This is a genomic window from Cardinium endosymbiont of Nabis limbatus (assembly GCF_965196625.1).
Taxonomy (GTDB): domain Bacteria; phylum Bacteroidota; class Bacteroidia; order Cytophagales; family Amoebophilaceae; genus Cardinium.
The window spans coordinates 63,007-89,547 of the sequence record NZ_OZ239769.1 but is presented as its reverse complement, the minus strand read 5'-3'; the positions used below and the strand labels follow the sequence as shown (position 1 = coordinate 89,547).

The 26,541-nt window shown below is 38.0% G+C and carries 25 protein-coding genes and 2 rRNA genes; 13 read left to right on the top strand and 14 right to left on the bottom strand.

The window, feature by feature from the left end; all coding sequences use genetic code 11:
• Positions 1-51 precede the first annotated feature (51 nt).
• The 8 genes from ACOALF_RS00420 (at position 52) to ACOALF_RS00385 (ending at position 7,981) form a co-directional block, all read left to right on the top strand.
• A complete protein-coding gene (locus ACOALF_RS00420) occupies positions 52-1,512 on the top strand; it encodes a phage tail sheath family protein (protein ID WP_419241498.1) in 1,461 nt (486 codons plus the stop codon).
• An 83-nt stretch (positions 1,513-1,595) separates the two neighbouring features.
• Positions 1,596-2,060, top strand: coding sequence for a hypothetical protein (locus tag ACOALF_RS00415; RefSeq protein WP_419241497.1), 465 nt, complete (start codon positions 1,596-1,598; stop codon positions 2,058-2,060).
• Positions 2,061-2,121: 61 nt separating this feature from the next.
• Entirely contained in the window at positions 2,122-2,577 is a 456-nt protein-coding gene (locus ACOALF_RS00410) for a hypothetical protein (protein WP_419241496.1), read from the top strand.
• 181 nt (positions 2,578-2,758) lie between these two features.
• Complete coding sequence (locus ACOALF_RS00405) at positions 2,759-3,208, top strand: phage tail protein (protein WP_419241495.1); 450 nt, start codon at positions 2,759-2,761, stop codon at positions 3,206-3,208.
• A 37-nt stretch (positions 3,209-3,245) separates the two neighbouring features.
• Complete coding sequence (locus ACOALF_RS00400; protein WP_419241494.1) at positions 3,246-3,473, top strand: hypothetical protein; 228 nt, start codon at positions 3,246-3,248, stop codon at positions 3,471-3,473.
• Between the two features lie 18 nt (positions 3,474-3,491).
• Positions 3,492-4,793 carry a hypothetical protein gene (locus ACOALF_RS00395; protein ID WP_419241493.1) on the top strand — a complete coding sequence of 434 codons (1,302 nt, stop codon included), beginning with the start codon at positions 3,492-3,494 and terminating at the stop codon, positions 4,791-4,793.
• Positions 4,794-4,960: 167 nt separating this feature from the next.
• A complete protein-coding gene (locus tag ACOALF_RS00390; protein ID WP_419241492.1) occupies positions 4,961-6,454 on the top strand; it encodes a S1C family serine protease in 1,494 nt (497 codons plus the stop codon).
• 72 nt (positions 6,455-6,526) lie between these two features.
• Positions 6,527-7,981: a S1C family serine protease gene (locus ACOALF_RS00385; RefSeq protein ID WP_419241491.1), complete on the top strand. Its 1,455-nt coding sequence runs from the start codon at positions 6,527-6,529 to the stop codon at positions 7,979-7,981.
• Between the two features lie 27 nt (positions 7,982-8,008).
• Here ACOALF_RS00385 and ACOALF_RS00380 read toward each other — a convergent pair whose 3' ends face one another.
• From ACOALF_RS00380 to ACOALF_RS00365, 4 genes are all read right to left on the bottom strand, one after another.
• On the bottom strand, positions 8,009-8,770 hold the full coding sequence (locus tag ACOALF_RS00380; RefSeq protein ID WP_419241490.1) for a TatD family hydrolase: 762 nt from the start codon (positions 8,768-8,770) through the stop codon (positions 8,009-8,011).
• Between the two features lie 14 nt (positions 8,771-8,784).
• On the bottom strand, positions 8,785-9,300 hold the full coding sequence (locus ACOALF_RS00375; protein WP_419241489.1) for a metallophosphoesterase family protein: 516 nt from the start codon (positions 9,298-9,300) through the stop codon (positions 8,785-8,787).
• A 279-nt stretch (positions 9,301-9,579) separates the two neighbouring features.
• Positions 9,580-10,083: a methylated-DNA--[protein]-cysteine S-methyltransferase gene (locus ACOALF_RS00370; RefSeq protein WP_419241488.1), complete on the bottom strand. Its 504-nt coding sequence runs from the start codon at positions 10,081-10,083 to the stop codon at positions 9,580-9,582.
• 244 nt (positions 10,084-10,327) lie between these two features.
• Complete coding sequence (locus ACOALF_RS00365; protein ID WP_419241487.1) at positions 10,328-10,642, bottom strand: anaerobic C4-dicarboxylate transporter family protein; 315 nt, start codon at positions 10,640-10,642, stop codon at positions 10,328-10,330.
• A gap of 187 nt (positions 10,643-10,829) precedes the next feature.
• On the opposite strand from ACOALF_RS00365, the gene ACOALF_RS00360 reads away from it, so the two are divergent.
• Entirely contained in the window at positions 10,830-11,027 is a 198-nt protein-coding gene (locus tag ACOALF_RS00360; RefSeq protein ID WP_419241486.1) for a hypothetical protein, read from the top strand.
• 252 nt (positions 11,028-11,279) lie between these two features.
• Here the strand turns inward: ACOALF_RS00360 and ACOALF_RS00355 are convergent, their stop codons facing one another.
• From ACOALF_RS00355 to ACOALF_RS00340, 4 genes are all read right to left on the bottom strand, one after another.
• Positions 11,280-12,143 carry a M15 family metallopeptidase gene (locus tag ACOALF_RS00355; RefSeq protein ID WP_419241485.1) on the bottom strand — a complete coding sequence of 288 codons (864 nt, stop codon included), beginning with the start codon at positions 12,141-12,143 and terminating at the stop codon, positions 11,280-11,282.
• A 91-nt stretch (positions 12,144-12,234) separates the two neighbouring features.
• Positions 12,235-13,029 carry a thymidylate synthase gene (locus tag ACOALF_RS00350; RefSeq protein WP_419241484.1) on the bottom strand — a complete coding sequence of 265 codons (795 nt, stop codon included), beginning with the start codon at positions 13,027-13,029 and terminating at the stop codon, positions 12,235-12,237.
• A 9-nt stretch (positions 13,030-13,038) separates the two neighbouring features.
• Positions 13,039-13,383: a hypothetical protein gene (locus ACOALF_RS00345; RefSeq protein WP_419241483.1), complete on the bottom strand. Its 345-nt coding sequence runs from the start codon at positions 13,381-13,383 to the stop codon at positions 13,039-13,041.
• Positions 13,380-13,685, bottom strand: coding sequence for a hypothetical protein (locus ACOALF_RS00340; protein WP_419241482.1), 306 nt, complete (start codon positions 13,683-13,685; stop codon positions 13,380-13,382). Before ACOALF_RS00340 ends, ACOALF_RS00345 begins: the two co-directional genes overlap by 4 nt.
• Positions 13,686-14,320: 635 nt before the next feature.
• Here ACOALF_RS00340 and ACOALF_RS00335 point away from each other — a divergent pair.
• Both ACOALF_RS00335 and rrf read left to right on the top strand, forming a co-directional pair.
• Positions 14,321-17,214: ribosomal RNA gene (locus tag ACOALF_RS00335) — 23S ribosomal RNA — on the top strand.
• 92 nt (positions 17,215-17,306) lie between these two features.
• Positions 17,307-17,418 (top strand): 5S ribosomal RNA (gene rrf, locus ACOALF_RS00330).
• A 358-nt stretch (positions 17,419-17,776) separates the two neighbouring features.
• Here rrf and ACOALF_RS00325 read toward each other — a convergent pair.
• The gene (locus tag ACOALF_RS00325) at positions 17,777-19,111 is read right to left on the bottom strand and encodes a hypothetical protein (RefSeq protein WP_419241481.1); all 1,335 of its coding nucleotides are present in this window, start codon (positions 19,109-19,111) and stop codon (positions 17,777-17,779) included.
• Positions 19,112-19,684: 573 nt separating this feature from the next.
• On the opposite strand from ACOALF_RS00325, the gene ltrA reads away from it, so the two are divergent.
• On the top strand, positions 19,685-20,971 hold the full coding sequence (gene ltrA / locus ACOALF_RS00320) for a group II intron reverse transcriptase/maturase (RefSeq protein ID WP_419241480.1): 1,287 nt from the start codon (positions 19,685-19,687) through the stop codon (positions 20,969-20,971).
• Between the two features lie 609 nt (positions 20,972-21,580).
• Positions 21,581-21,844: a hypothetical protein gene (locus ACOALF_RS00315; RefSeq protein WP_419241479.1), complete on the top strand. Its 264-nt coding sequence runs from the start codon at positions 21,581-21,583 to the stop codon at positions 21,842-21,844.
• A gap of 296 nt (positions 21,845-22,140) precedes the next feature.
• Here the strand turns inward: ACOALF_RS00315 and ACOALF_RS00310 are convergent, their stop codons facing one another.
• The 5 genes from ACOALF_RS00310 to ACOALF_RS00290 all read right to left on the bottom strand — a co-directional run bounded on the left by ACOALF_RS00310 (position 22,141) and on the right by ACOALF_RS00290 (position 26,364).
• Positions 22,141-22,851 (bottom strand): ankyrin repeat domain-containing protein, encoded by a 711-nt coding sequence (locus ACOALF_RS00310; RefSeq protein WP_419241478.1) that lies wholly within the window; start codon positions 22,849-22,851, stop codon positions 22,141-22,143.
• Positions 22,852-23,772: 921 nt separating this feature from the next.
• A complete protein-coding gene (locus tag ACOALF_RS00305; RefSeq protein WP_419241477.1) occupies positions 23,773-24,111 on the bottom strand; it encodes a hypothetical protein in 339 nt (112 codons plus the stop codon).
• Between the two features lie 164 nt (positions 24,112-24,275).
• Positions 24,276-24,908, bottom strand: a complete 633-nt coding sequence (locus ACOALF_RS00300; RefSeq protein ID WP_419241476.1) for a hypothetical protein — start codon at positions 24,906-24,908, stop codon at positions 24,276-24,278.
• A 480-nt stretch (positions 24,909-25,388) separates the two neighbouring features.
• Positions 25,389-26,174 (bottom strand): IS110 family transposase, encoded by a 786-nt coding sequence (locus ACOALF_RS00295; RefSeq protein ID WP_419241475.1) that lies wholly within the window; start codon positions 26,172-26,174, stop codon positions 25,389-25,391.
• The gene (locus tag ACOALF_RS00290) at positions 26,158-26,364 is read right to left on the bottom strand and encodes a hypothetical protein (protein WP_419241474.1); all 207 of its coding nucleotides are present in this window, start codon (positions 26,362-26,364) and stop codon (positions 26,158-26,160) included. Before ACOALF_RS00290 ends, ACOALF_RS00295 begins: the two co-directional genes overlap by 17 nt.
• Positions 26,365-26,541: the final 177 nt, after the last annotated feature.

The window sequence follows — 26,541 nt, the reverse complement described above, 5'->3', positions numbered from 1 at the left end:
ATATAATTCATAAAATCAAATAAAATGGCTGAAAATTTAAAAACTCCCGGCGTGTACATCGTCGAGAAGGATACGGGTGCCAACGCCGTGGTTCAAGTATCAACTGCAGTTCCTGCTTTTATAGGTTTCACTGAAAGAGCTGAAATTAATGGAAAGTCTTTTCATATGAAACCCGTTCAGATCTCTTCGCTTTCTGAATATGAGTTATTTTTTGGAGGGCCAGCAGTGCCTGTCTATACCATTAAAGAGGTAACCAGTGGAGATAAAGATTTGGTTATGAATGGCAAATCTTATGTGATGGAACAGAGTGCAAACTCTACATTTTACCTATATAATAGTTTAAAGCTATTCTTTGATAATGGTGGTGCAGACTGCTTTATTGTTTCTGTCGGTCAGTATGGTGATCCAAATGCACAGTTAGAGATTACACCAGATGTATTCAAGCAAGGCATCGATACCCTAGCTGGAGAAGAGGTGCCCACCATGTTGTTAATGCCAGACTCCCTCTTATTAGATGAAGAAGATGCCTCTTACTATGCTGTACAGACCTACGGGCTTGCGCATTGCGGTAAATATCTGAATAAAGTTGCCTTATTTGATATATGGGGTGGCAACAATGAATTATCTATTGAAGATAAAAACAAATATGTAAACAGGTTTCGTGAATATATTGGATTAGATAATTTGAGTTATGGTGCTGCCTATTATCCATGGGTTAAAACAAACATTATCCCATTGAATAGCATTGATTATAGAAACTTTGATCTAGAGTCGCTCAAGTGTGTATTGCAAGAGGAGCATAAAACCATGCTCTCTAACTTAATTAGTGCGACTACAGAGAAAGAGAAAGTTTATTGGGATGCTGGGCTAAAAAATACCAGTAAGGAGTACAAGCTATTGCGCAAAACCATTGCAGATCGGTTGAATATTCTTCCAGCCGCTCCTGCGATGGCAGGGCTCTACACCAGAACCGATAAAGCAAGAGGGGTATGGATTGCGCCGGCCAATCAAAATCTAAACTCTGTTGTGGAGCCAATGGTTAAGATTACCCATGAAGAGCAAGAAGCACTCAACGTAGATGGCATTAGCGGTAAATCCATCAATGCCATCCGTACCTTTAAAGGGGCCGGTGCAGCAGTCGTTTGGGGCGCTAGAACCCTAGCGGGCAATAGTCCAGAATGGAGGTATATTAACGTCAGAAGGTTGTTTATTCTTATTGAGCAATCGATTAAAAATGCGGCCTTCTCCGTTGTCTTTAGGCCAAACGTTCCCGTTACCTGGGCCGTTGTACAGGGCATGATTTCCAACTTCTTAACCAATCTTTGGCGACAAGGTGCCTTAGTCGGTGCAAGCCCTGCAGAGGCATTTACGGTCCTCTGCGGATTGGGTGAGACTATGTCGCAAGATGACGTAAATGAGGGCATCATGCGTATTTCCGTAAAAGTAGCAGCGCCTAGACCAGCTGAGTTTATTGTGATCACTTTTGAACAAAAAATGGGTGCAGACGGTTAGCCATTTAGGTATGCGTCTATAGGGGGTATATTACCCCCTATATTTTGTTTATAACTTTAAAAACATTTAAAACTAAAACAACCATGGCTGAGAATTTGCTGATACCTGCTATAGTCCATTTTAATTTAGGCTCTTCGAAGGTTAGTATAACGGATTACCACATAGCTATTTCTTTAGAGAATGGATCCCAATATGTTAGATCAATTAATGCACAAGGTAAATCCGTCTATGCGATACGAAAAGGAGGAGAGATTGGGCAAGCAACTGATATTAAGGTTTCTGTACTTAAAACACCAGATAAGAAATTTGATGATGATATTAAGAAAATAGAAAAAAACCTAGATGCCACGAAGGAGAATGATCCTAAAAAATATGTGGAAAATATGCTTTTTAGCATTGCCACCAATGATGATAAACCATTTACACATATACAATTCCAGGGTTATGTTAGTGAGATGAGCAGCGAGGTAGATGATGAAACGGGACTTCAGGAAGTGACTGCCGATCTTGCTGTTTATGATCCAGTTAGTTTTGTAATTAAAAAATAGCTTGCTGTGTTCATGATGGAGTTTTCGGATATTAAGCAGTTTAACTAGAATTTGAGATATTATGCAAAGAGTAACTATTGACTATAAACACTTTAATAAAGCAGGCTTTGATAGCAAGACCTGTAGTGTTTCAGCTGTTGGGATGCCCAATCAAAAAGTATCTACTAAAGCAGCTGTATATGATACAGCAACCAAAGCACCCCTTTTTCAGAATCAACATAGTGCACAAGAAGTGGTAGCTTTTACTGTAGAGTTTTTACCCTTTATAACTGGGAAAGAGTTATTAGTAAAAGCATATAGTTTGGTACAGGAAGTGCTTGAGGACAAGTATGAGGCAGCACCATTTACCCTTTGTGTACATAAAAAAGATGGTTCAATAGATACTAAAACAACTGTAAATGATGTTATCGTACAAAAAGCAGAGTTGTTTTTAAATAGAAAGAACGAGGCTACAGGTGAAATGGGCTATATCCGTATACGCTTTACTTTAGAAGGCTTGAATCCAGATAAAAAGTAATAGATTTCTTTTGAAATGCTAACTTCTGCTGGTAATTTGCTTGTCGATCCGGTTGCTAAAATCCTTACGTATATCTAGTACGCTGCGGTTTTGCACTCCGTGTCTTCTACAAATTCCTCAGCACAAGCGAGTTTCGAAAGAAGTCTAAGCGCATAATGGTTTTAACATTGTTTTGATAGGTATGGCTGATTTTAATGTAGTGCATTCGCATTCTTTTCGAGTAGAAGTATTGGGTATTACAGATGGTAGTTCCCCAGAATATTTCTATAAGGTAGAAGGGTTAAATAATTCTTTGAGTATGGAAGCCTATCTACCCGGGGGGGCTAATAGGCCTTATTATAGATCCAATGCATGTGATACTACTGATTTAATCTTGACCAGGCCCTTAGTAGAAGGTAAAACCAAAATAACCCTTTGGTGCGAAGAAGCCATTGATAAAGGCCTTTTTAAACTTACCCAGGCCCATATTTTGGTCCTTAATAAAGAGGGTAAGATCCTGGCACAGTGGAAGATAGAGGATGTTTATCCAAAGGGTATAGCCATCACTCCCTTTCAGCTAAGTGGTCCAACAGAATTTGGCGTAGGGGAAACCATTACGATTGGCTATTCTAGACTTGTACGAACCAAGTAGTATCTATGGAGTATAGGCCACAGCTTCGGCAAAAAAGTTGCTATTTAAAAAGCGGTTTCAAAAGGGAGATGCAAAACTAATTTTATGGATTATGCCTGTTAAAATTAATGAACTAGTCATCCAGGTTAAGGTTTATGAAAGCAATGTGCAAGGGGAGCATGATAAGACTACATTAGATGGTCTTGGATCGAATACTACGGAGCAGCAAAGAATAGAACTAGCCAGAGACTTGTTACACTTGCTAGAAGATCGGGAAGCAAGGTAAAATTATTCATCTGTAGTTATGAGCAAAGTTAGTAAACTCGTTATTAAAGGATGTAGTGATAATAAATTTTCCTCTTTTACAGGAGAGTTTATTACATCTATTAATCCAGAGAACTTAGCGATCAAAAGTGCAGTATCTTATGGTGTGCCTCATGGAATAGCGAATTATAATGCGCTTAAATACCGTGGCTCTTCTCCAAAGTTGCTTTCTTTTAGCCTTTTGTTTGACAATACCGGTATTATACCTGGCAGCAATGCCATTGCGGTTATGGAACAAGTTAAGCAATTGCAAGATGTTGCCTATAGCATCCATAAAAAAAACAATGCGCCTAATTACATCCGTGTCATCTGGGGGCAAATTGATTTTAAAGGTAGGCTACAAGATTTAAATATCGTCTATTCTATGTTCCAAGTAGATGGTACACTGGTTCGAGCAGAGGCACATATAGTTGTATTGGAAGAGCTGGTTCCTGTAGGAACGGGCAAATCTGCCGCTGGTGTGGATAGCGATTACGCCAAGCCATCTGGTGCAAATGCCACTTCAAATCGAAAAGCTCATTCTAGCCAAGATACACCTGGTCAGGAGTCTTTTGCACCCACCCCTAATGGTATTGGCGCTTATAGTGGTGCGCCACCTGGTGCCTATGATGGAGGGCCTGATCAGGTTTATCATGGATCAAATGGTGCTGGTGGGCCGGTTTATGCTTCATCTAGTGGTGGTGCGCGTTCTCATCCTTCTGTTTCGAATGTTGACTCGAGTGGTTCTAGCGGTTATGATTCTGGTGTGGGCGCTGCTCATTCTTCTAGGCCTGGTGCTGCTCTTGCTCCTAGCGGTCCGAATAAAGGCGGTGTGGCTGGTAATGGGCCTGGTGGCAGTGGCGGTGGCATTGGTGGAGGAGGGCATGGACCGGGTAGTGGTGCACCTATATCTGGATCTGGAGGGGCTGCTGTTCCTGGAAAGGGTAGCGGTTCAACTAAATCTGGCGCAGCTGGTAGCAGCCCTTCAGCAGGCAGTAGTCCGGCTAAATCTGCAAAAAGTAGTGCAACCCTTGGTGCTGGAACAGGTGGTGGTAGCGCTGCAGAGCAAGGTAGTCGTTTTAAAGCGGGCAATATTGCAGCTGCTGGTGTAGCGGGTAGTGCAGCAGCTGCGGCAGCCGCAGCAAGTGGAGCGGATAGTTTGCGTAAAGGGTTGGATCTAAAAGCAAAATTAGAGGGTATGAAGGAAAAAGCCAGTTTTTGGAGGCGGATGCAAAAATTTGCTAAGAAGGTACTACCCAAGAAGGTATATGAAACTGGAAAAGAATTAGGCAGAAAGATTTAGAAAGCAAGATACAAATTCTTTTTTTACCTATTATGAATAGACAATTGCGTCAACTTAAAGCGCTGATGGCCGCCGATAAAAAGTTGGTGCGAAGTAAAGGGAACTTACAAGTTCTTTAAGTTTACGCCATCGTATGAACCTATACATTAGTTAATTATATTATTAATATGCGTTATAAAAATCTTTTATCTGCTATTTTAGGGGGCTTTTTAGCCGTGTGCGCTTATTCCACTTCTTATGGTAAGGCTACAGCATTTAAACCTAATGTCATTAAAAATGCCAAGCAGTCTGTTGTCTGTATTGAGAGCCGTGCAGCCGTTTCTGCTTATAGTCCGCCTGGAGAGTGGTATGGCAATGGCGTTGTAATAGATAAGCAACTAGGCTATATTTTAACTTCTGGTATGAATATTGGACCTTGTATGGTTGCAGATTATACCGTTGGCTTTTTTAATGGGGTAGAGGCTCCAGCCAAATTGCTCTATTACGATACTTGGGCAGATTTTGCCCTGCTACAGGTCGATCCATCCCTGCTTCCTAAAGAAATTCAGGCGGTAAAGTTCAGTAGTAAAAACCCATTGTTGGGTCAGTCTGTTTTTACGGTTGCTAAAGCAAAAGACAAGCCTGCTGTACTCTATACGGGCAGCATAGATGATCTGAATTATAGTATGCCATGGACCATGCCGCAGCACTTTATTCGTGTGGGTATGCCTAGCAAAAGTGGCGCAACTGGTTCTTTGATTTTCAATGCTGCTGGAGAAGGTATTGCCTTAAATTGTGCTGGGTCAGCTACCATGGATGTCGGCTTACCGCTAAGCTATATAGCGCATGTGTTGCCTTTCTTAAAGCAGAAAAAACACCCCGTTAGAAAGCATATTGGTGCTTTACTAACTACCTATTCACTAGATGATGCCGTTCGTTACGACCACCTTGACCCGGTCTCGCAAAAAGCATACATCACAAAATTTAAAGATGCAAAAAATAAAGTTTTGCAAGTAGATAGTATACTAAAAGGCACACCAGCAGCCGGTAAGCTTTTACCTGGGGATTTAATTTGGGCACTTGATGGTCAGTTCGTTGGCCCTAATCTAGTAGATTTTGATAGAGCGCTTGATAAATCGAAGGACCAACTGTGCTTAACCATTTTTAGACAAGGCGCTTTTCATGATGTTGCGATAGCTCCTTACGACTTAAACAGCCATCGCATAACTAAAATGGTTCAATTTGGTGGTGCTACTTTTTTTGAAACAGATGATTTCTTTAGTACACTGACCGGTCTTGCACCTAAAACATTGGTTGCCTGTATTGCAGAATCGAATACTATTTTCAAAGTACCTGCTTGGCCACGGGAGCGTTTTAGCCTTTTAGGTATGGAATGTTTGGCGATTAATGGTAAGCCTGTTCAAACATTGGATGCATTGATTGCACTGATTCCCCAATTGGTGCATGAAAAATACTTTACAGTTGCGTACATCAATCACTTGCCAATGGAACATGGGGTTTTCTATTCATTTTCCTACAATCGTTATAAGGTCGATGTAGAATATGACGCTAACTTAGCACCACCCAAGGTTTGGGCGTGGGATCCCATCCATCTCGAATGGAAAGGTCAAGACATTGTTTTAACCGGCATAGACCAGCTGCAACCAAAAAATGGCCATTAGCCATCGCGTTTCGAAAGAAGTCTATAGATTGGTTTAGATGAGCTTAAGAGCTCTTTAAAATTAAAAATGCTTATGAAAATGAATTTTTTAAAACCTAAATGTTGGGTGATGCTTTTTGCCTTTTTATGCCATGCGCCTATGCTTTTCGCTAAGGAGGCGTTTTCTGAAAAATGCATTGAGCAGGCTAAAAAATCAGTAGTCACCATTTCAGTCAATGCTTCTTTTGCAGCTTATGGTAAAGGCAGCAAGTGGAATGGAACGGGTTGTGTGGTAGATAAAAAAAATGGATATATCTTAACCAACCAGCATGTAATAGGCGCTGCGGTAGTGGGTAGCTACCAAGTGACCTTTTTTAATGGCATCCAACAAGATGCCCATTTGGTCTATTATGATCCATGGTTGGATTATGGATTTTTACAAGTTGCACCTACATCTATTCCACAAGAGGTGACTGAAACCATCTTTAGTCCTTGTAATCCCGTTATGGATCAGCCTATTTTTATCGTTGGGAATAATGAAGGGTATAGCTTTTCTTTGCATACAGGGGTCGTAGCAGATTTGTATGAGATTGGAGGCGCTATGCCTCAGCAATCGATTAAGCTGAGTTTAAATACCAAAGGTGGGTCAAGTGGTTCGCCTATTTTTAATAGGCAGGGGCAGGCCATAGCGCTGAATTATGCTGTTAATCAAACATTTGGCTTTGCGATCCATCCTGAATATATTCGGTATGCTTTGTCCGCTATTCGGAAAGGTAAATCTCCTGTTAGGAGACAAGTTGGCGTTATTACTAAAGCTATACCTATTAAAGATTTAGTTCGGTATGATGGGTTGGAGCCATCTGTCCAACAAGCATATATCAAGCGATTTCCCAGTGGCGCCACCTCTATTATTGCAGTAGATCATCTCTTAGCGGGTAGCCCTGCAGCTGGTTTGCTCTTGCCTGGAGATGTAGTTTGGGCCATTAATGGCCAGCAAATAGGCCCTAATTTGGTTGATTTTGATATGGCTATGAATAAGGCTACTAAAGATGAGGTGGTATTAACCATTTTTAGAATGGGTCAGTGGCATGATATCAAAGTGGGCCTTTATGATCTTAACCTCCATAAAATCACTAAAATGGTCCATTTTGGAGGGGCAATCTTTTTTGAAATGGATGATTATGTTGCTCAAATAAGTGGTATACCTGATAAAAGCTTGACTTTTTTTTATGCAGATGCCAACCATATTTTTAGTCATGTTTCCCCCGATAGGGCTAAGCATGATTTTAGGCTTAAAGTGCTATCTTTTAATGCAAAATTAGTGTCTAACCTGAAAGAACTGGTAGAAGTGATTCCATCATTAATCGCTAAAAAATACTTTACTATAGAATATACTGATTTATCTCCTTTTTATGCATTTGGTACTGCATTACACTTAGGCCCTAGGCCATCAAAGGCCTATGTCGAGTATGCGGTCCATATTGCGCAACCAAGATTGTTTACTTGGGATGAAGCAAATCATAAATGGATTAATGTGCCTATAGTCTAAGGATTCAGCGAGCGGAAAAGCAACTTATTAGATGCGTTCAAAGATCTTTTCAGCATTTTGCGTAGTGATCGCTGCTACTTCTGTTAAGGGTACTGCTTTGATCGTTGCTAGTGTTTCTGCTGTGTAGCGTAAATAGCTTGGCTCATTGGGTTTGCCGCGAAAGGGTGCTGGGGTTAGGTAAGGGCTGTCCGTCTCTAAGACCAAATGTTTAAGGTCTATAGCGGCTATGGTTGCTGCTAATCCACTTTTCAGTATCGTAATGATACCACCAATCCCTAGCGCAAAACCTAGGGCTATACATTGTTCTGCTTCTTGCAAACTGCCTGTAAAGCAGTGGATTACTCCTCTTAGGTCACCATCTTGCGCTTGTTCCAATAATGCCAATACCTCTTTAAACGCATTTCTGCAGTGAATGGAAACAGGAAGCTGATAGCGCTTGGCTAAAGCCAGTTGAATGCTAAATGCTTCTTGTTGTTCCGCAAGCAAAGCAGTATCATGGTATAGGTCTATGCCAATTTCACCCACTGCTATAAAAGTGCCTTTACCAAGCCATTCCTCTACTTGGTAGAGCTGTTTCGTAAAATCTTTTTTTACGTGGCAAGGATGGATGCCCATCATAGGCAGGCAGTACGGATATAATGCGGCTATATCCATCATGCTTTCGATCGTCTCTTCATCTATATTGGGCATATAGATTTTTGTAATATGGTTTTGTGTTGCCCTTTCTAAAACCAGTGGCAATGGAGCCGTAAGGTCATATATATGTGCGTGGGTATCAATAAATTGCATAATCCATTAGCTTATTAGAGGCTTGCTGCTAAGGTTGCCCTGGGCCCCAGTTCTATAACCTCTATATTGTGAATCTTTTTCTCGTTGATCTCAAAACGCAATAGCGTACGCATGTGATGGGCACCATGGCGTCCAGCAGCACCAGGGTTAAGGTAGAGCAGCGGCGGACGTTTTATGTCATGCATCACCCGTAAAATATGTGAGTGGCCACCAACCAAAATATCAGGCTGTTTTTGGCTCAACTTGATGCCTATTTCTGGCGTATATAAAGGCGGATAACCGGTTATATGTGTCAGCCATATATGCAATTGTTCACATTCGAATGCATGAAAAACAGGGTATTTTTCTCTTGTTGTGTGGTCATCAATATTGCCAGATACTGCTCTAAAATGTTTAAAACGATCGAATGCAGTCAGTAATTCTGGGTCGCCAATGTCTCCTGCATGCCATACCTCGTCACATTTTTCAAAATGATCAAAAATTTTAGGGTCCAACCATCCATGGGTGTCTGAAAGCAAACCAATTTTCATCTCTATGTTGTGCCAAGGGTTATAACGTAAACTTTATCTGCCATCTCTATACAATTAAGATACTAAAATAATTATCCAAAGCAAGATAGCCGAATGGTAGGGGGGCTTAATGGTTATAAAAACCTATTTGATATCCTAGTGCTAAGCAGATACTAAGAAGCTGCATTTGCTTACAGCTTCTTAGACGTTTTTTAAATGCCATATTCTCTTCCTTTTATGTAGGGATGTATAAGCGTAATCTATGCAAGATAGATGGTTTTATTAGAAACTGGGCATACCTTATCGCATGCCCTCTAATCTCAGCAGCTCTTTTTTTATAGCAATCCCCCCAGCATATCCCCCTAATGACCCATCACTTCTAATTACTCTATGGCAAGGAAGCACAATAGATAAAGGATTTTTACCAATAGCTGAAGCGACTGCTCTAACCGCATTGGGATAAGGCGTTAAAGCTGCCAATGCTTTGTAGCTCCATACCTCTCCATAGGGAATCCTTACTAAGCTTTTCCATATATTTTTCTGGAAATCTGTCCCATGTAATGCGTAATCAATACTAAAATAAGGTCTTTTTGAAGAAAAGTATGCTGCTAGCTGTAGTTTAGTATCACTAAAGACCGCTCTATGCTCGTTGTGTTGCCAATAGTGTTGTATAACGGGAAAATGCTTTTGTCCTTTGATATGAAGCCCAATTAATTTACCATTGCTAGCGGTTAATAATATTTTACCCATTCGGGTTGTGATGTAGGTATAGTAGATGATAGGACTATCTTGTTGTACTTGCATAGATTTGGGACCATTTTGAAGAAATGGTTTGCATAGGCATATGCTAAGGCATCAATTATATTATTTTTTATCTTATGCCTCTTTAACTTAATTAACATAGACAATTATGCGTATTATTCTTATACTGTCTGCTTTCTTTTTATTATTTACCTTTTCAAGTGTAGAATTTGAGAACGGAAATATAAAGTATATTAGATTATTTAAAGAATATATACCCATCGCAGTCGTTGCGGAAATTGTAATTTTAAAAATGGTGATCATTTCTATTCCAAATCCGCTTAAAATAACCATTATAGAGGAAATAGGACTGGCAAGCGCACCGTGCAAAGCTGCAATAACAGAAAGGGCTAAAGGGAGGTTCCGGACGAATGCCCACTTCTTTAGACACTTCTGCAATAACAGGAAGAATGGAGTAAGCGATGTGGTTGGTACCACCTAAAAATGTAATCGCATACGTTACCATAGGGCTAATGTATATGATGCGACGTGGATGTTTTCTGATGCATAATTCAGCCAGTTGCACCAAATAGTTCAAACTACCTGCCTCTATGGTGCCCACTGCGGCAACTACTGAAGCAATACACTCAATCCCTAGAATTTTTGGATTTTTTTAATATTATTGAATAATGATCATTATCTTTTGTAAGATATCCATGTGGTATGCAATAAATTTATCCGTTTGGGAGTAGTCCTTTGCATAAGCTGTTTTAGGGTTTCGTAGTATTTCTCGTACTGCTTTGCTGGGTATGGCTTCAGCTTTACTCACCCTATTAGCTTGGGACAAATGGATGAGCCTTATAGTGGGCGCAACCAGTGGTACCTTTGTTTCTATACTCACTAATGGCTTAGTGATGCTGGCTGCACATTATTTATTGCTACAACCAAAGCCTAAAGTCCAAACATATAAAAAGCTAGATGATGACCTGTTTAAACAAATTCAATAATGCTGTCAATGAAAGATAGTCAGACAATATACACTTAGATTTGATGCTATAGCAGAAGACTTTTATCCGTTCAACAAGCAAATCGTTTTAAAGACATATCTTAGAAGGCTATTGATCATTGCATGCTATTTTGCTTGATCAAAAAGTATGATATATAAGTTTCTTTTTTATTACTGATCTAAGTGAATACCAGGTAAAAACAAATAAAATGATTGTTACTTATGCCACAATCTTTGAACTGGTGCTATTTTTTTACTCTACATCAAAGTCAAAGTAAGTATTTGGAAAAGGCTCATCTTTTAAAGTATAATGCCACCATTCTTTTTTATACTCATAAAATCCATTTTTTTTCATTATCTCTCTAAGATAATCTCTCATTTTTAAAAATTCTGGCTTTACTAGAGCAGTATCATGGTGTGAGGCTTCATCGAACAGATCAAAGCTTGACCCCATATCTATTGTGCCATCATTTAGGAACAATATCTGTGAACCATCAGTTAAATATCGTTTTTCTATTTGAACTTCGTGGGGTACACTATTGAGTTTTATTATTGTTAGGTCAACAGTACTTCCACGGGTATGCCCTGATTTTTTAGTAACATATCCCAGTTGAAATACCTCAGATTTATCAACTCTAGGGTAATATTTAGATTTTTCTACTTGATCATTTAGGTCCTGGCTCCATGTTATAAACATATCTACTGCTCTTTGAGGACGATACGCATCATAAACTACAAGCGAATAACCTTGCTTTAATAATTCTTGTTGCACATTCGACAATGCTTCAGCTGCTTGTTTGGTTAAAATAACCCTATTGGCCTTATAGCCATCTATTTGTATGCCAATAAAGTTCTCTTTCGAGTAATATCTCAGTGACTCAATAATACTGGGATTAATATCTTTTACATATACAAAGTCTTGTGGTAAGTGACAAGCCGGTTTTTCATAAGCCGGTTTTTCACATGCCTTTGGGTTGGCAACTAATAGCATAATAACACCTGTATATAACAGCCACCTAACCTTCCTTATTATCAACATCATAATATTTTCATTTAATTTAATTGTGCAAATTTTTATAGGGTATAGACCCCATGTGCACTCACCTGGTTCAGTCATAAAATAAACTATGCTTTACCAGCCTCCAACTCAGAACGCATTAATATAATTGTACCTTATACGGTATTATATATTTTTATTAATCGTATATCTATACAGCAATAGCTGCTTTAATAGCGGGATGGTGCATATAACCCAGTAGTGTAAAATCTTCATAAACAAAATCAAACAAATCGGTTACGGTTTCTCGGAGTTGCATAGTAGGCAATGCATAAGGGGTACGTTTCAGTTGCAAATTTGCTTGTTCTAGGTGATTATGGTATAGATGGGCATCACCCAAGGTATGAATAAGTGTACCAGGTTTTAGCGCGCAGACTTGCGCTACCATCATGGTCAATAATGCGTAAGAGGCAATGTTAAAAGGAACGCCCAAGAAAACATCCGCGCTACGTTGGTAAAGTTGACAAGAGAGTTTTCCATTTGCGATGTAAAATTGAAAAAAAGCATGACAAGGCGGCAAAGCCATTTTAGGGATTTCACCCACATTCCATGCACTTACCAATAGCCTACGGGAGTCAGGGTTCTCTTTTATTTCCTGGACTATGGCGCTTATTTGATCAATTTTTTTCCCTGTTGCGGTAGGCCAGCTTCTCCATTGGTGGCCATAAACAGGTCCTAGTTCCCCCTCTTTAGTGGCCCATTCATACCATATGGTAACACCCTGTTGCTGTAGATAAGCTACATTGGTATCCCCACTTAAAAACCAGAGTAGTTCATGAATAATAGAACGCAGGTGGACTTTTTTAGTAGTCAGCAATGGAAAACCGTCGGCTAAGTTAAACCGCATTTGGTAGCCAAAAATACTTTTGGTGCCTGTTCCGGTTCTATCCCTTTTGTCACCCCCCTCTGTTAAAATATGTTGTAATAATGTTAAATATGGTTCCATGGGTGTGGTTTATTGTCCTACTCCTATGATTTTATCTACAAGCCTAGAACTATTTAATAAATCGAATGCCTCGATCATACCAAGGATAAAATAATTGGTTTCAGAACGGCTATACATGCCGCCTACTTCACCATAAAAAATAGGCTGTTCTGCTGCATGGTGCAAAACCTTTTTTTTAAAAGTTTCCTCATCGATTGATTTATCCAAATCAAAGCAATACCTATTCTCATGCCTATAAGAAGCAATACAACTTGTGTTAGCTAATAGATGATCTATCGTGGCCTTGACTAGCCCAGGAGGGAGGTTGGCTATTGGGCTAGTAATCAGCTGGTATATATGGCAAGATAGAGTCATGTAAACTTAATTTCTTTTTGCTCCTGTAAAAGCATAATGGAGGCTACGGTCATTGTTCTTGTAATCTCAGAGGTTTGTACCTGGTATTGAGCTACCATTAAGTGTTTATTTTTACATTTAGTACAACCAGGTGCGCCTTGTGCTAGCACTTTATTTGGTGTGGCCATATAGCAATATATAGAGCCACTATTTAGATGTGTAACACAACATTCCTGTATGTCAGATGCAAGACTAGATTGTTTGGCCAAGATATTATGGGTAAATAAACCAATAAAGGTGAATGCTACTAGTGACTTTTTCATGTTAAATATGAGATTTTAAATTAATAGGCAAAATCTATTAAATGTAAACTTTAAGGCTAAAGTAAATTTAAGGCTAAACTTTGAGTTTGTTAAATGTTATACACATATAAGGTGTTTTTTTTCCGTTTACCATATTTACGCGCTCACTAAATGGCGTCGACTTAAGTAGTATATTTTATTGATTATCAAATAAAATATAATTTTAATGACGGTTGTTCTCATTGCGTTGATTTAAAGCTCTAATGGCCGCCGATAAAAAACTTGTTTTTTATCGGCGGCCATAGGCGGAGGGGTATACGAACGATCGATCCATTTGCATCTCTGTGCTAGAATAGATTTTCCTTCAGTTGACGCTATTGCGTGTAGATTGAGAAAAGTTAAAAAATCAGCAGGGCAAATAAATCGATCATTTATTTGAAAAAATATTTGCGGTTAAAAAAAAAAGTCATACCTTTGTATTATGATTCGGTGCAAAAGAGATGAAAAAGCTTTGATAGCATCAAAGTTAAGGTGTAAAAGCCTCAGTTAAATTGCGTTATATTTTCGTAAAGATGTTCTTTGACTTATTGTAAAAGCAAAATAGGGTAGGCGGATTCCTTTTTAGGAATTCAGCATATTTCCATTTCAAGAGCGAGTAAGAAATAATAAAGGGCGTATGGAGGATGCCTTGGCTCTTAGAGGCGATGAAAGACGTGATAAACTGCGATAAGTTGCGGGGATTGGTTGTACGATTTGATCCGCAAATTTCTGAATGGGGCAACCCACCCTGCCTATGTAGGGTATCTCTTTAATTAAGAGAAGCAAACCTGGAGAACTGAAACATCTAAGTACCCAGAGGAAGAGAAAACAAATAGTGATTCCATAAGTAGTGGTGAGCGAACGTGGATTAGCCCAAACCATATCAGTTTCGGCTGTTATGGGGTTGTAGGACTAGCTGTTAAAATAAATATTAAGAACTTAAATTATTTTGGAAAAGTAAGCCATAGAAGGTGAAAGCCCTGTCAAGGTAATTAATATTTGTTTAGTTAGTATCCTGAGTAGGTCAGTCCCGGTGAAAGGCTGACTGAATCTGCCGGCACCATCCGGTAAGGCTAAATACTCCTAAGAGACCGATAGTGAACAAATACCGTGAGGGAAAGGTGAAAAGTACCCTGAATAAGGGAGTGAAATAGTTCCTGAAACCATACGCTTACAAGCAGTCGGAGTTTTATAATAAAATGACGGCGTGCCTTTTGTATAATGAGCCTATGAGTTAATCTTTTCTGGCAAGGTAAATCCTTTTGAAAGGAAAAGCCGAAGCGAAAGCGAGTCTGAATAGGGCGCTTTAGTCAGAGGAGTTAGACGCGAAAGCCGGTGATCTACCCATGGCCAGGTTGAAGCGTTGGTAAAACAACGTGGAGGACCGAACCAGTGGATATTGTAACGTCCTTGGATGAGCTGTGGGTAGGAGTGAAAGGCTAATCAAACCGGCAGATAGCTCGTACTCTCCGAAATGTTTTTAGGAACAGCCTTAGGTGTATACTGATAGGGGTAGAGCTACCGATAGGACTAGGGGGGTAACCTACCGTGTCCAGACGAACTCCGAATACTATCAGTTTTGCTTAGGAGTGAGGGTTAGGGCGTTAAGGTCCTAATCCGAGAGGGAAAGAACCCAGACCATCAGCTAAGGTCCCCAAATATATACTAAGTTGAACTAAGAAGGTTTAGTTGCTTAGACAGTCAGGATGTTGGCTTGGAAGCAGCCATTCATTTGAAGAGTGCGTAACAGCTCACTGATCGAGCGACAAAGCGTCGATGATGAACGGGCATTAAGTATATTACCGAAGCTATGGCCTTGCTACTTAAGTAGTAAGGGGTAGGAGAGCATTCTAATAAAGCTGAAGCTAAGTAGTGATGCTTAGTGGATTGATTAGAAAAGAAAATGTAGGCATGAGTAACCAAAATAATGGTGAGAAACCATTACACCGTAAGACTAAGGTTTCCATGGCGATGGTTGTCATCCATGGGTTAGTCGGGCCCTAAGCTGAAGCCGAATGGCGTAAGCGATGGAAGATCGGTTAATATTCCGATACTAGCTAGTAATAGAGAAGGGGGGACGAAGGAGTGAAAGGTCTGCCTTCTGACGAATTTAGAAGGTTAAAGCCCGTAGATATAGGTATGGCAGGCAAATCCACCATACTTGTCGAAGGTGATAGTACTACAATCCCTCGGGGGCGTAGATAATGACCCTAATCATACTTCCAAGAAAAGCCTCTAATTGTTAGGTACTAGCTAACCGTACCGCAAACCAACACAGGTAGTTGAGGAGAATATCCTAAGGTGTTCGAGTGATTCGTGGCCAAGGAACTCGGCAAAATAGCCCTGTAACTTCGGGAGAAAGGGTGCCTCACTGGTCTTCCTTTTAGGAGGGTCAGTAGGCCGCAGTGAAAAGGCCCAGGCGACTGTTTGCCAAAAACACAGGACTTTGCAAAATCGAAAGATGAAGTATAAGGTCTGATACCTGCCCGGTGCTGGAAGGTTAATAGGAGGTGTTAAGTCGTAAGATTGAAGCGCTGAATAGAAGCCCCAGTAAACGGCGGCCGTAACCTTGACGGTCCTAAGGTAGCGAAATTCCTTGTCGGGTAAGTTCCGACCTGCACGAATGGTGTAACGATCTGGGCGCTGTCTCAGCCACGAGCTCGGTGAAATTGGAGTGGCGGTGAAGATACCGTCTACCCGCAATGGGACGAAAAGACCCCATGAACCTTTACTATAGCTTAACATTGATAATATGTAGATAATGTGTAGGATAGGTGGGAGACTACGCAAGTAGTCGCCGTTGAAATACCACCCTTTATGTATGTGTTATCTAATCCTTTTGAACAAGGAGACAGTGTTTGGTGGGTAGTTTGACTGGGACGGTCGCCTCCTAAAAAGTAACGGAGGCTTTCAAAGGTACCCTCAGTACGGATGGTAATCGTACGTAGAGTGCAATAGCATAAGGGTGCTTGACTGTGAGACAAACAAGTCGAGCAGGGTCGAAAGACGGATATAGTGATCCGGTGGTTCCGAATGGAAGGGCCATCGCTAAAAGGATAAAAGGTACTCTGGGGATAACAGGCTGATCTCCCCCAAGAGCTCATATCGACGGGGAGGTTTGGCACCTCGATGTCGGCTCGTCACAACCTGGAGCTGAAGCACGTTCCAAGGGTTGGGCTGTTCGCCCATTAAAGTGGCACGCGAGCTGGGTTCAGAACGTCGTGAGACAGTTCGGTTTCTATCTATTGCGGGCGTTAGAAGTTTGAGAGGGGCTGACCTTAGTACGAGAGGACCGGGTTGGGTAAACCTCTGGTGTATCAGTTGTGACCTCAGTTGCACTGCTGAGTAGCTACGTTTATAAGAGATAAGTGCTGAAAGCATCTAAGCACGAAACTCGCCTCAAGATGAGACTTCAATAAGGGTGGTTAAAGATGATGACCTTGATAGGTTGCAGGTGTAAAGTCAGAAATGGCAAAGCTGAGCAATACTAATTACCCGAATGTTTCTTGTTTTTTTCTTGATTTTGCTTTTACAGTAGTCAATTAATACCTTAAGGTAGTTTGTATAGTGGGTGTAAAAACCGACCATTAAAAGATTAAAAATAAAGGTGACGAAAGCGCTGGTGTGCACCTCTTCCCATTCCGAACAGAGCAGTTAAGCCCAGCAGCGCCGATGGTACTTCGGTAAAACGCGGGAGAGTAGGTAGTTGCCATCTTTTATTTTTTTGTGTCGTGCAGTGTGTTAATCATTGCATGACACTTTTTTTATATATGGCCCTAGAATTGAAAAATAAGTTTTTAACCTACATTCTGTACAAAACTTAATGTTGATTATGAGTATAGTATGAAAATTGCTTAATTTATAATTAATTTTCAGATGAATGATTTTCAATGCAAAGATTTTTACACTATAACTAAAAATAAGAAAATATACCATTTTTTGTACAAATCATCATTTTTGTAAAACATTATAAATCAGTAGAAAATAATTAAATGTAGCCGTTCATCCAATGGCGTTAACTTAAGGAGTATATTTTATTTACTGTCAAATAAAATACCATTTTGATGTATTTTTCAATGCGATGCGCGGCGTAATGTGGATAGTGTAGTTTGTCCAACTATATATCTAATAACGTTAATATATCTCTCAGTACACTCATCAATTATATTTTTAGTATGACTATCGTTAAGTAACATAAACTTAATGAGATCAATTTTATATTGTTGTAGCGTTACCTTTGTAAAAGCAGGTAATGGGGTTATATCCACAGGTTGCAGATTATACATTTCCCTCCAAGCTTTAAGGTCAATTCTATTGAGTGCTGCAATGGTAGAAAAATCTAATAATACCTCAAATATAATATAAATAGAAACAATATTATGGAACATGTTAATAATTTGAGTTATTTCATCTTTTAGCCATCGAGAAGAAGCATTGACATATTGAATTGGAGGAATAGCCTTCTCTATTGTATCATCTATGTATTTGAAGGAGTCTTTGCTTAGCTTCTTAATAGTACTGATGTCGTTATCAGTAGGTTCCGTACCCTTTTTAGGCGTATCATTCGCTGCTGTTTTGAATAGACTGACTACTTGCGTTCTATAGTTGTTTATAGATTTAGCACTATAAGTGCTTTTCATTAATCTGAGTACCTGGTCATGTTGTTTCTGCGCTTCGTTTGTATTAATTCCTCCTTGGAGAATACATTTATTAAATGCATACCTTATTAGGATATTAAAATAATTAAAAAAACGATATAAAATAAAGGTGTCGATCTCATTTAGCAATAGATTGTCATTATCTTTACCATACAATGACAATGGATTTGTCTCCTTCATATATACTTTATTTGATTTATTATTACAGCAGTTAAGCAGTATGCTGGGTAATATGTTTGTCAGTTTGCTATTGGTATCTTCTTGTTGTATTATTTTTGAAAATAATTCAATCATATCAGGAGAATTTTCTATAGATAGATTTTCCTCAATTTTTTTTATTTCAGTAGATAGAGATTGCTCCATGCCTATTAAACTACGCAAACAAGTGAAGTTTGGATCCTTATGATTTGCTGATACACTAGAATCATCAATCATAGCTAGGTTATGCAGTGCGTTACTATTGGATTCCTCTCGGTTACTTTCTAAGGACTGAATATAACATGAAACAGCCTGATTAACATTATTAAAAATAGATCTATTTTTCTCGATATGTTTAAGACAGTTTTTTATATGAACTTTATACTTATCTATAGTCCCGAAAATAGCAGGAGTAGTAGTAAACTTATGTAAGTTTAAACTAGATAATGAATTATTTTGTTGTTTTTGATGCTCATTCTCACTTTTACATGAACAGCCTTTTTGATTCCCTATCTTATTTGCTCCATGGTAACTGCATCCGATTAATGTCATAAGCATGCTTATGCACAAAATAGTGCTATAATAAATAGTTGATTTTTTCATTTTTTATCTGATTGCACGCCGGTACAGGTGTGAAACAAATGGGGTGAAAGTCCCCAGACTCTAATTTGTCTATTTCGAGAGTCTAGCAGGAGGTTGGGTTTGTGAGGCGACTTACAGGCCTAAGTTACCTTTAATAATCTGCAAAATAGCGGGCTGCAACAAAAGTGAACCCAAATTAGCCTCGTTAATAATTAAAGAGCACTTGCCGACTGCCTAGTCAGAGCAGGAAGGCTGATAGTAGGATGGAAAAAAAAATAGATCATATCCATCTTACAAGTGCCGGGGTGATAGGGGTTGCACGCTATGAATGTATCACATCGTAGGTCGGGAGATCTGATATGAATCCAGTAGGCCACTGGAAACTTTATTGTATAAGTAAAGCGAAGTCAATAGGGGTCATATCAGAAGTCCGCGGGGTTTATAGTACCGTTAGTATTGATTGAGAAACCAGTCAAGAGGGAAGGGACCCTACTTCAGTTAACGAGTTTAAAAGAGTTGAGAATGTCTGATTGCAAAAACGCTATGAACGGAACACAAAAAGTTCGGCAACTCCAAAGAACTCTATATCTTAAATCCAAGCAAAGTAAGGAAGTCAGATTTTATAGTCTATACGATAAAATATATCGATCAGATGTACTTTGGGAGGCATGGCGTCAAGTCAAGTCGAACCAGGGTTCAGCAGGGATTGATGGTAAAAGCATAAATGATATAATAGAAGCAGGTGAAGAATTGATTATCAATAAATTGCAAAAGCAATTATGCGCCAAGCTATATAAGTTTAGCTCAAGCAGGTTGGTAGAAATACCTAAACCCAAAGGCGGCACACGCCCCCTAGAGATAACGACCATAGAAGACCGCATAGTGCTGACAGCCATTAAAATAGTCATTGAACCGATCTTCGAAGCTGATTTTCATGAATGTTCATACGGCTATAGACCGAAACGAGGCGCCAAACAAGCAAGTATGGCCATCCATGACGATCTATACCAGCAGGCATGGGGAGTAGTTGAGATAGATTTTCAATCATACTTCACAAGTATTCCACACGAAAAGTTATTAAAACTGATTAGTAAAAGAATAGCAGATGGCAGTATGTTGCATATAATCAAGCAAACTCTCACGACCTCAGTGGTTATACACGGTAAAGCTATAAGCAAGAAGAAAGTTGGTGTTCCTCAGGGTTCTCCGGTTTCACCATTGTATAGTAATATATACCTAAATGTTATAGACCAAGTATGGCATTCAAGGAGCTATCCAGAAAAACTAAACGCAACCTTACACAGATATTGTGATGATGTAATTCTAGTATGTCGCAAGAGTGCCAAGTTAGCGCTGGAAAGATTCACAGAATTAGCCAAGAGATTATCGCTCACTATTAACCACCAAAAGACACATATAACGAAACTAACAGAAGGGTTTAACTTCATAGGTTTTAACTTTGTAAAAAGACAAAGTCGAATAAGTGGAAGAAATACCATCTATGTGTCTCCATCAAAACGATCCCAGCAAAATATTCGTAACAGATTAAAATATTTGACTTGTAGGAGAGCACCAATCAAACCGGTGGCATTCACGGAGCAAATCAAACCAGTAGTATTAGGATGGGTAAACTATTTTAAACATACGAATGCCAGTGAAGCTTTTCGGAAATTGCAGAGCTTTATCAATAACCGATTTCGCAGATACTTGACCCATAGAAGCAAAGGCCGAGGTTTTGGGTGGAAAAGATATCCCAATAGCAAACTCTACACAATGGGCATGTTTTACATTGATAGTGGCATGATCAAGTATCCTGAGAGACTTGCGTAAGGTTTATGAAGAAGACTGTCGGGCCGCCGTATTCGGGAAAACTGAACGTACGGTGGGATGAGAAGGGAATGGGTAAACAATGAAGAATAAAGTTAACCAGTTGCGGTAGTATGAGTAATCAACAGCATCAGGTGTGCTTAATTTTAAGTTGTCGAACCATTTCTTTACTCTAGTACAGATATTTAATATTACTTAATTCATTAATATGTGCATCTACTAAACAAGTATTTTATCTAGTTTTATTAATATACAATATATAAACACATTGATAACCAGTATTATTCATTGTTAAGTTGTTATATATAAATATATATGGAATAAACTCTGTAAAATAAATTTTTATTTATGCTGATTATCATATTAAAATATAGTATAATCCCTAGCTCATAATAATACTTCAGGGTCGACTAGGTAGTATAATCTGTTTAGATTTTAGATAAACCCCTGTGTTGGGGCTTTTAAAGAGAGACTGCTTTGTTTGTATTAATTGTTTGATTATATTCATATGTATGCATATATATGGTATGTTTGCTGATTGTATACTAAGAAACAATTTCTAAATCAGATTTAGATCTGGTTACTTCAATTTCAACCAAAACACAATAAAAAATGAAAGAAGAAGGGGATCAAGGTAATGCAACTGCTACTGATAAAAGCATTGAGACACGAAAAATACTCACAGTTTTACCAGTCAATATGATTGAGAAGATTCAAGATTATTGTTATTGGAAAAACATGACTCAAAAAGAGTTCTTGTATCAGGCTGTGGCTGCATTTCTAAAAGGAAAAAAAATTGAAAGTAGACCAGATTCAGTTAAGTATAGAGATGAATTCCTTAGAAAACGTAAAGCTAAAAAAAACAATGTACCATAGATGGTTAATCTAATTTCAATAGCAAATGACCCTCTTGGTAGATTGATGTATTTCATGAAAGGAACTTTTCTTCTGTAGGCGGTTGCTTATAAATTTAGATACTTTATGATCAACTTGGCGGTCTTTAAAAGGTCGTGTATAAAAGATTCATCGAATATTTTGTCTGGTTTACAGCCTAGAAAAGGACTGCAAGCAAATTCTTTTTTAAGCCTTCTCAGTTATATTTTTTAACCATAAATCAGTTGTCTGAATAGGTTCATAAATATACATTTGTATTTTATTAGTGCATACCGTTTCTATGCATATGACTGACGTAATTGATCAACATATTCATGGTAAAAAGACCATTTGGCTATATCAACAGGCGTTTGGTCATACTGATTTTTAATGCGTACATCAATACCTTTTGTTTTAAGTAATATTTTAGACACTTCTAAGTGCGCCTGACAAGTTGCCAAATGCAACGCAGTACTGCTGTATTTGTTTTTTGCATTGATATTTAAAGATTTATGCTCCAGTAGAAGTTGTACTACTTCTATTTTTCCACCGTATGCCGCTAAATGTAAGGGCGTATTATCATCTTTATCTCTGGCGTTGATATCAATGCCTATTGTATTCAATAATAGTTCAACGGCCTCTACATGACCGTCATTGGTTGCTAAATGAAGTGGCGTCAAGCCATCTTTGCCTTTACTATTTACGTTAATAAAAGGTTGGTCCAATAATACTTGAACAATATTTAAATGATTTGCATATACTGCCAAATGCAGTCCAGTATCACCATCCTTATTTTTAATATTGACATTAATTTCTTTTATTTTCAATAACAGTTGAATATGTTCTACATTACCTTCACATGCTGCAAAATGCAGTGAGGTGTCACCATATTTATTTTTTGCATTTACGTTAATGCCTTCAATCTTAAGCAGTTTTTTAAGGTAATCTGTATCATTAGTGACTGCTGCCCAATGCAGGAAAGTATTCTCATGGTCATCTTTTGCATGCATTAACATGTGGTTTTTTGATTTAGTAAGCGTTAGGTTATTTATTTGGTGGATTATGCCATTTTTTAACAAATGGCAATATGGATTTATGTGCACATATAATATAAATGTATATGACTATATTAGGTAAATGTAGTCTAATATGTTAACTTTATTTGATTGCGAAAGATTTGCATAATATAAGGTAAATTCATATAAAAAAGAACATACAAATGCAAGTTAATGTCATACATTGATCTATTTTTAACTGAATCAATTTAGGGTTTTTATCTACCTCAGGGTTTAAAGAAGCACACAACTAACTATAATGAATGAAAAAAGTGGCAATCCTCATGACACGTTTTTAGTGCAGCCAGAAAGGACGATTTTATGAGGTTTAAATCTTTTTTCTTAGATATTAGGCATATAACACGTGGCAATCAAATTAAAACGAACTATTTCAATATCCCCATGTAAAAGAGGTAGTAGAATGCGGTATTGCTTTTTTAAGGAAGTCGGTTTTAGTGACCTATGCTACTTATGATTTGACCGATAAACAGCCTGGTGATGTTATTTTAACGAATAGATTAGGAAAGAGCAACTACAAAGCTGCTTTTTGATATATAAATGCCTATATTTCATATTATTAGAAGTTTATACTAAATTGACTCATCTTATAAACTATCGTCGCAAACACGGGCTCTAAGGGCCAATGAGCTATTCAGTTTTTAAGATGAAAAGAGCTGGGGGCGGAACGTGTAAAACGGAATCTAATACCAGCACTTGAGCGACCTTATTCCAGATCTTTAATTAAGATAATCGTATAATACAAACGTATGACACTTAGAATGAAAGACTCGTGGTGTGAGGAGGAAAGCCCGTGAGGGCCTACCTACCTCGATAAACCTAATCTCCACTGTGTAACTTCATAATTTATGAAAGTCACTATTTATGAAAGCCATTCAACATAGCTTGGGCAATAAAATTAGCAACTTCGTAAAATTGATCATTGCCATTAGTACCAACAGTATCCAATAAATCTTGAATTGCTTTATCTGAAATATTAGAGTTAGGAACAATAGGATTTATAATCACAGCACGAAATAATCCAACCTTAGTACTATTATCAAGCTTGTGTTGCTCCTTATTATCAAGTTTTTTATTGAGATGCAAAGCATAAGTTACAATATCAGAAATAACGGTATTCTTATCTTTATCTTCCAATGAATATTTAATCTTAAGATGTACAAATTGAGAGTTTAATGCATTAAAAGCATACAACATAGAAGTAGCAATACGATCTGAAATTTCGTTAATATTTGATTCATTATTAGAAGAGCAAGCATCCAGTAAACCTTGGATATCGTTATCTGTAATATTAACTTTAGGAATATTTAACGAATTTTGACTACATGTATCTATACTGCTATTCTTAGGGAAAATAGGGTCTATAATCGCAGCACGAAATGAAATAACGAAATCTTAGTATCATTATCAAGTTCATGTTGATCTTTATATTCAGGCTTTTTATTAAGACCATTGGTATAGTTTTTAATAGCAGAAATCAAGTCACCCTTATTTAGATTAGCTAAGTAACATTTAATTTTATCAAACAAAGGTCGATAGTCTTTAAATATAGGACCCGAACCGAATATTGGTCCTTCAAACGCCTTCAACATAGAAGTGGCAATACGATCTGAAATTTCGTTAATATTTGATTCATTATTAGAAGAAACAGCATCGAACAAACTTTGAATGTCGCTATCTGTAATATTAGCATTAGGAACAGCACCTTGCATAAGTGTTTGACGAAATGTAAAAATATGCATATCATCTGCACCAATACGGTCATACTTTTCTTTAATTGATTTAGCATTAAACTTAATAATATCAATCAAGAAATTCTTATCATTCTTTTTTAATTTATTCTTAATACTTTCACCTCTACTTATTACCTTACTATCACTTTCAAGTGCATGATACATACCTTGACTAGGTCGAAACATATTATGACTTTGGTTCATGGTATTACACCCAGCTAACGTTAATGTATAGCAAAGAACGAACTTTTTATTTAACATATGTTTATTTTTATTAATTAATTTTTAAGAAATGTGTGATACACAAAAACATTTATGCAATTTTCAAAAAATTTTTATTAAAAAGCAAATAAAATCAGTTATAAACACACCTTTACGAGTCAATAAACTCAACGCAATACCCATATAAAGACCCTCTATTTGTCCTTCGCTTGACCCTATCAAACCCCAATTTCCTTAACGCACTACCTACCAATTTAGTATTCAAGTGAGCAGAAGAGTCTTTCGTTTTCAGTGGTATTATTTACAGAAATATAAAATCTAAAAAATAATTTACACGAACTATGTTAATAAGCAAATTTTTTGTGATAAAAATATTTGGTTGTTAAGGTTTATTTTGATTGCGATGTGGATTTATGGATAACTTGATAAAGTTATCCATAAGTCCACATCATAACTGTTATATTTTTAATTTATATTCATAATCAAATTATAAATTATTATCTTTCCTCTTTAGGCAGGCTAAGAGCTGACCTTTAGTTTAGATACATGGCCATCTACATAAAAAGTATTGTCGCGCATAATAGCAAATACTTGTCTAATAAGCTTGTTAGCTACTGCAATCAGTGCCACTTTACTAGGCTTACCCCTTTCTTTTAACCACTCATAAAAGTCCTTACAGGCCTTATTAAAGCGTATAGCTGACCAAGACGCCACATAGAGCAAAGAACGTAATTGGGAGTTTCCATGACGATTAATATGGCCTTTTTTTCTTATAGATGAGCCTGAATGTTCATAGGTAGGCGCTAACCCAATGTATTTAGAGAACTGCTTAGCACTTTCAAAATGGTGACCGCCACCAGTGGCAACGATAAGCTCCATAGTCGTTCTATTGCCAAGACCTTTAATAGAACTGATCTGTGTATAGAGTTCTTTACAGCGTTCCTGTGTAATAGTAAGCATTTCTTGTTCTAAGAATGCTATTTGTGCTTCTAAAGAAGCTATATTTTGATTGATCACTTTTAAGGTTACAGCATCTGTTTTAGGCAACACACTAAAAGACTCTAACAAATTATAAGACATCGTCAGTTGTTTTTTCAACTGTGAAAGAAGTGTTTTTTGTTGCTTTAAGGCTTGGATACTGGCTACAGGCATTTGGTAGGATTTAGGTTCCATCTTAGCACCATATAAAGCAATAAGTTGCGCATCTACCTTATCGGTTTTAGTTATATGATGCATTGCCTTAACAAAGTGTTTGATTTGCCTTGGATTAACAACTGAAACAGCTAGCTCAGCTGCTATAAGCATCTTCTACTAATAAAGCGCCATAATTGCCAGTGGCTTCTAAAACACAGTGATGAAAGGATCTATCAAGTTGAGCTAAAAATAGATTAATCCCATTTAAATCATTTGTATATTTAGACGTAGTAAATCCTTCACCTTGAGAAAAAGCAGCTACAAAGCTGCTTTTTGATATATCAATGCCTATATATTTCATATTATTAGAAGTTTATACTAAATTGACTCATCTTATAAACTATCGTCGCAAACATGGGCGCTAAGGGCCAACGAACTATTCAGTTTTTAAGATGAAAAGAGCTGGGGGCGCAACGTGTAAAACGGCATCTAATACCAGCACTTAAGCAACCTTATTCCAGCTCTTTAATTAACATAA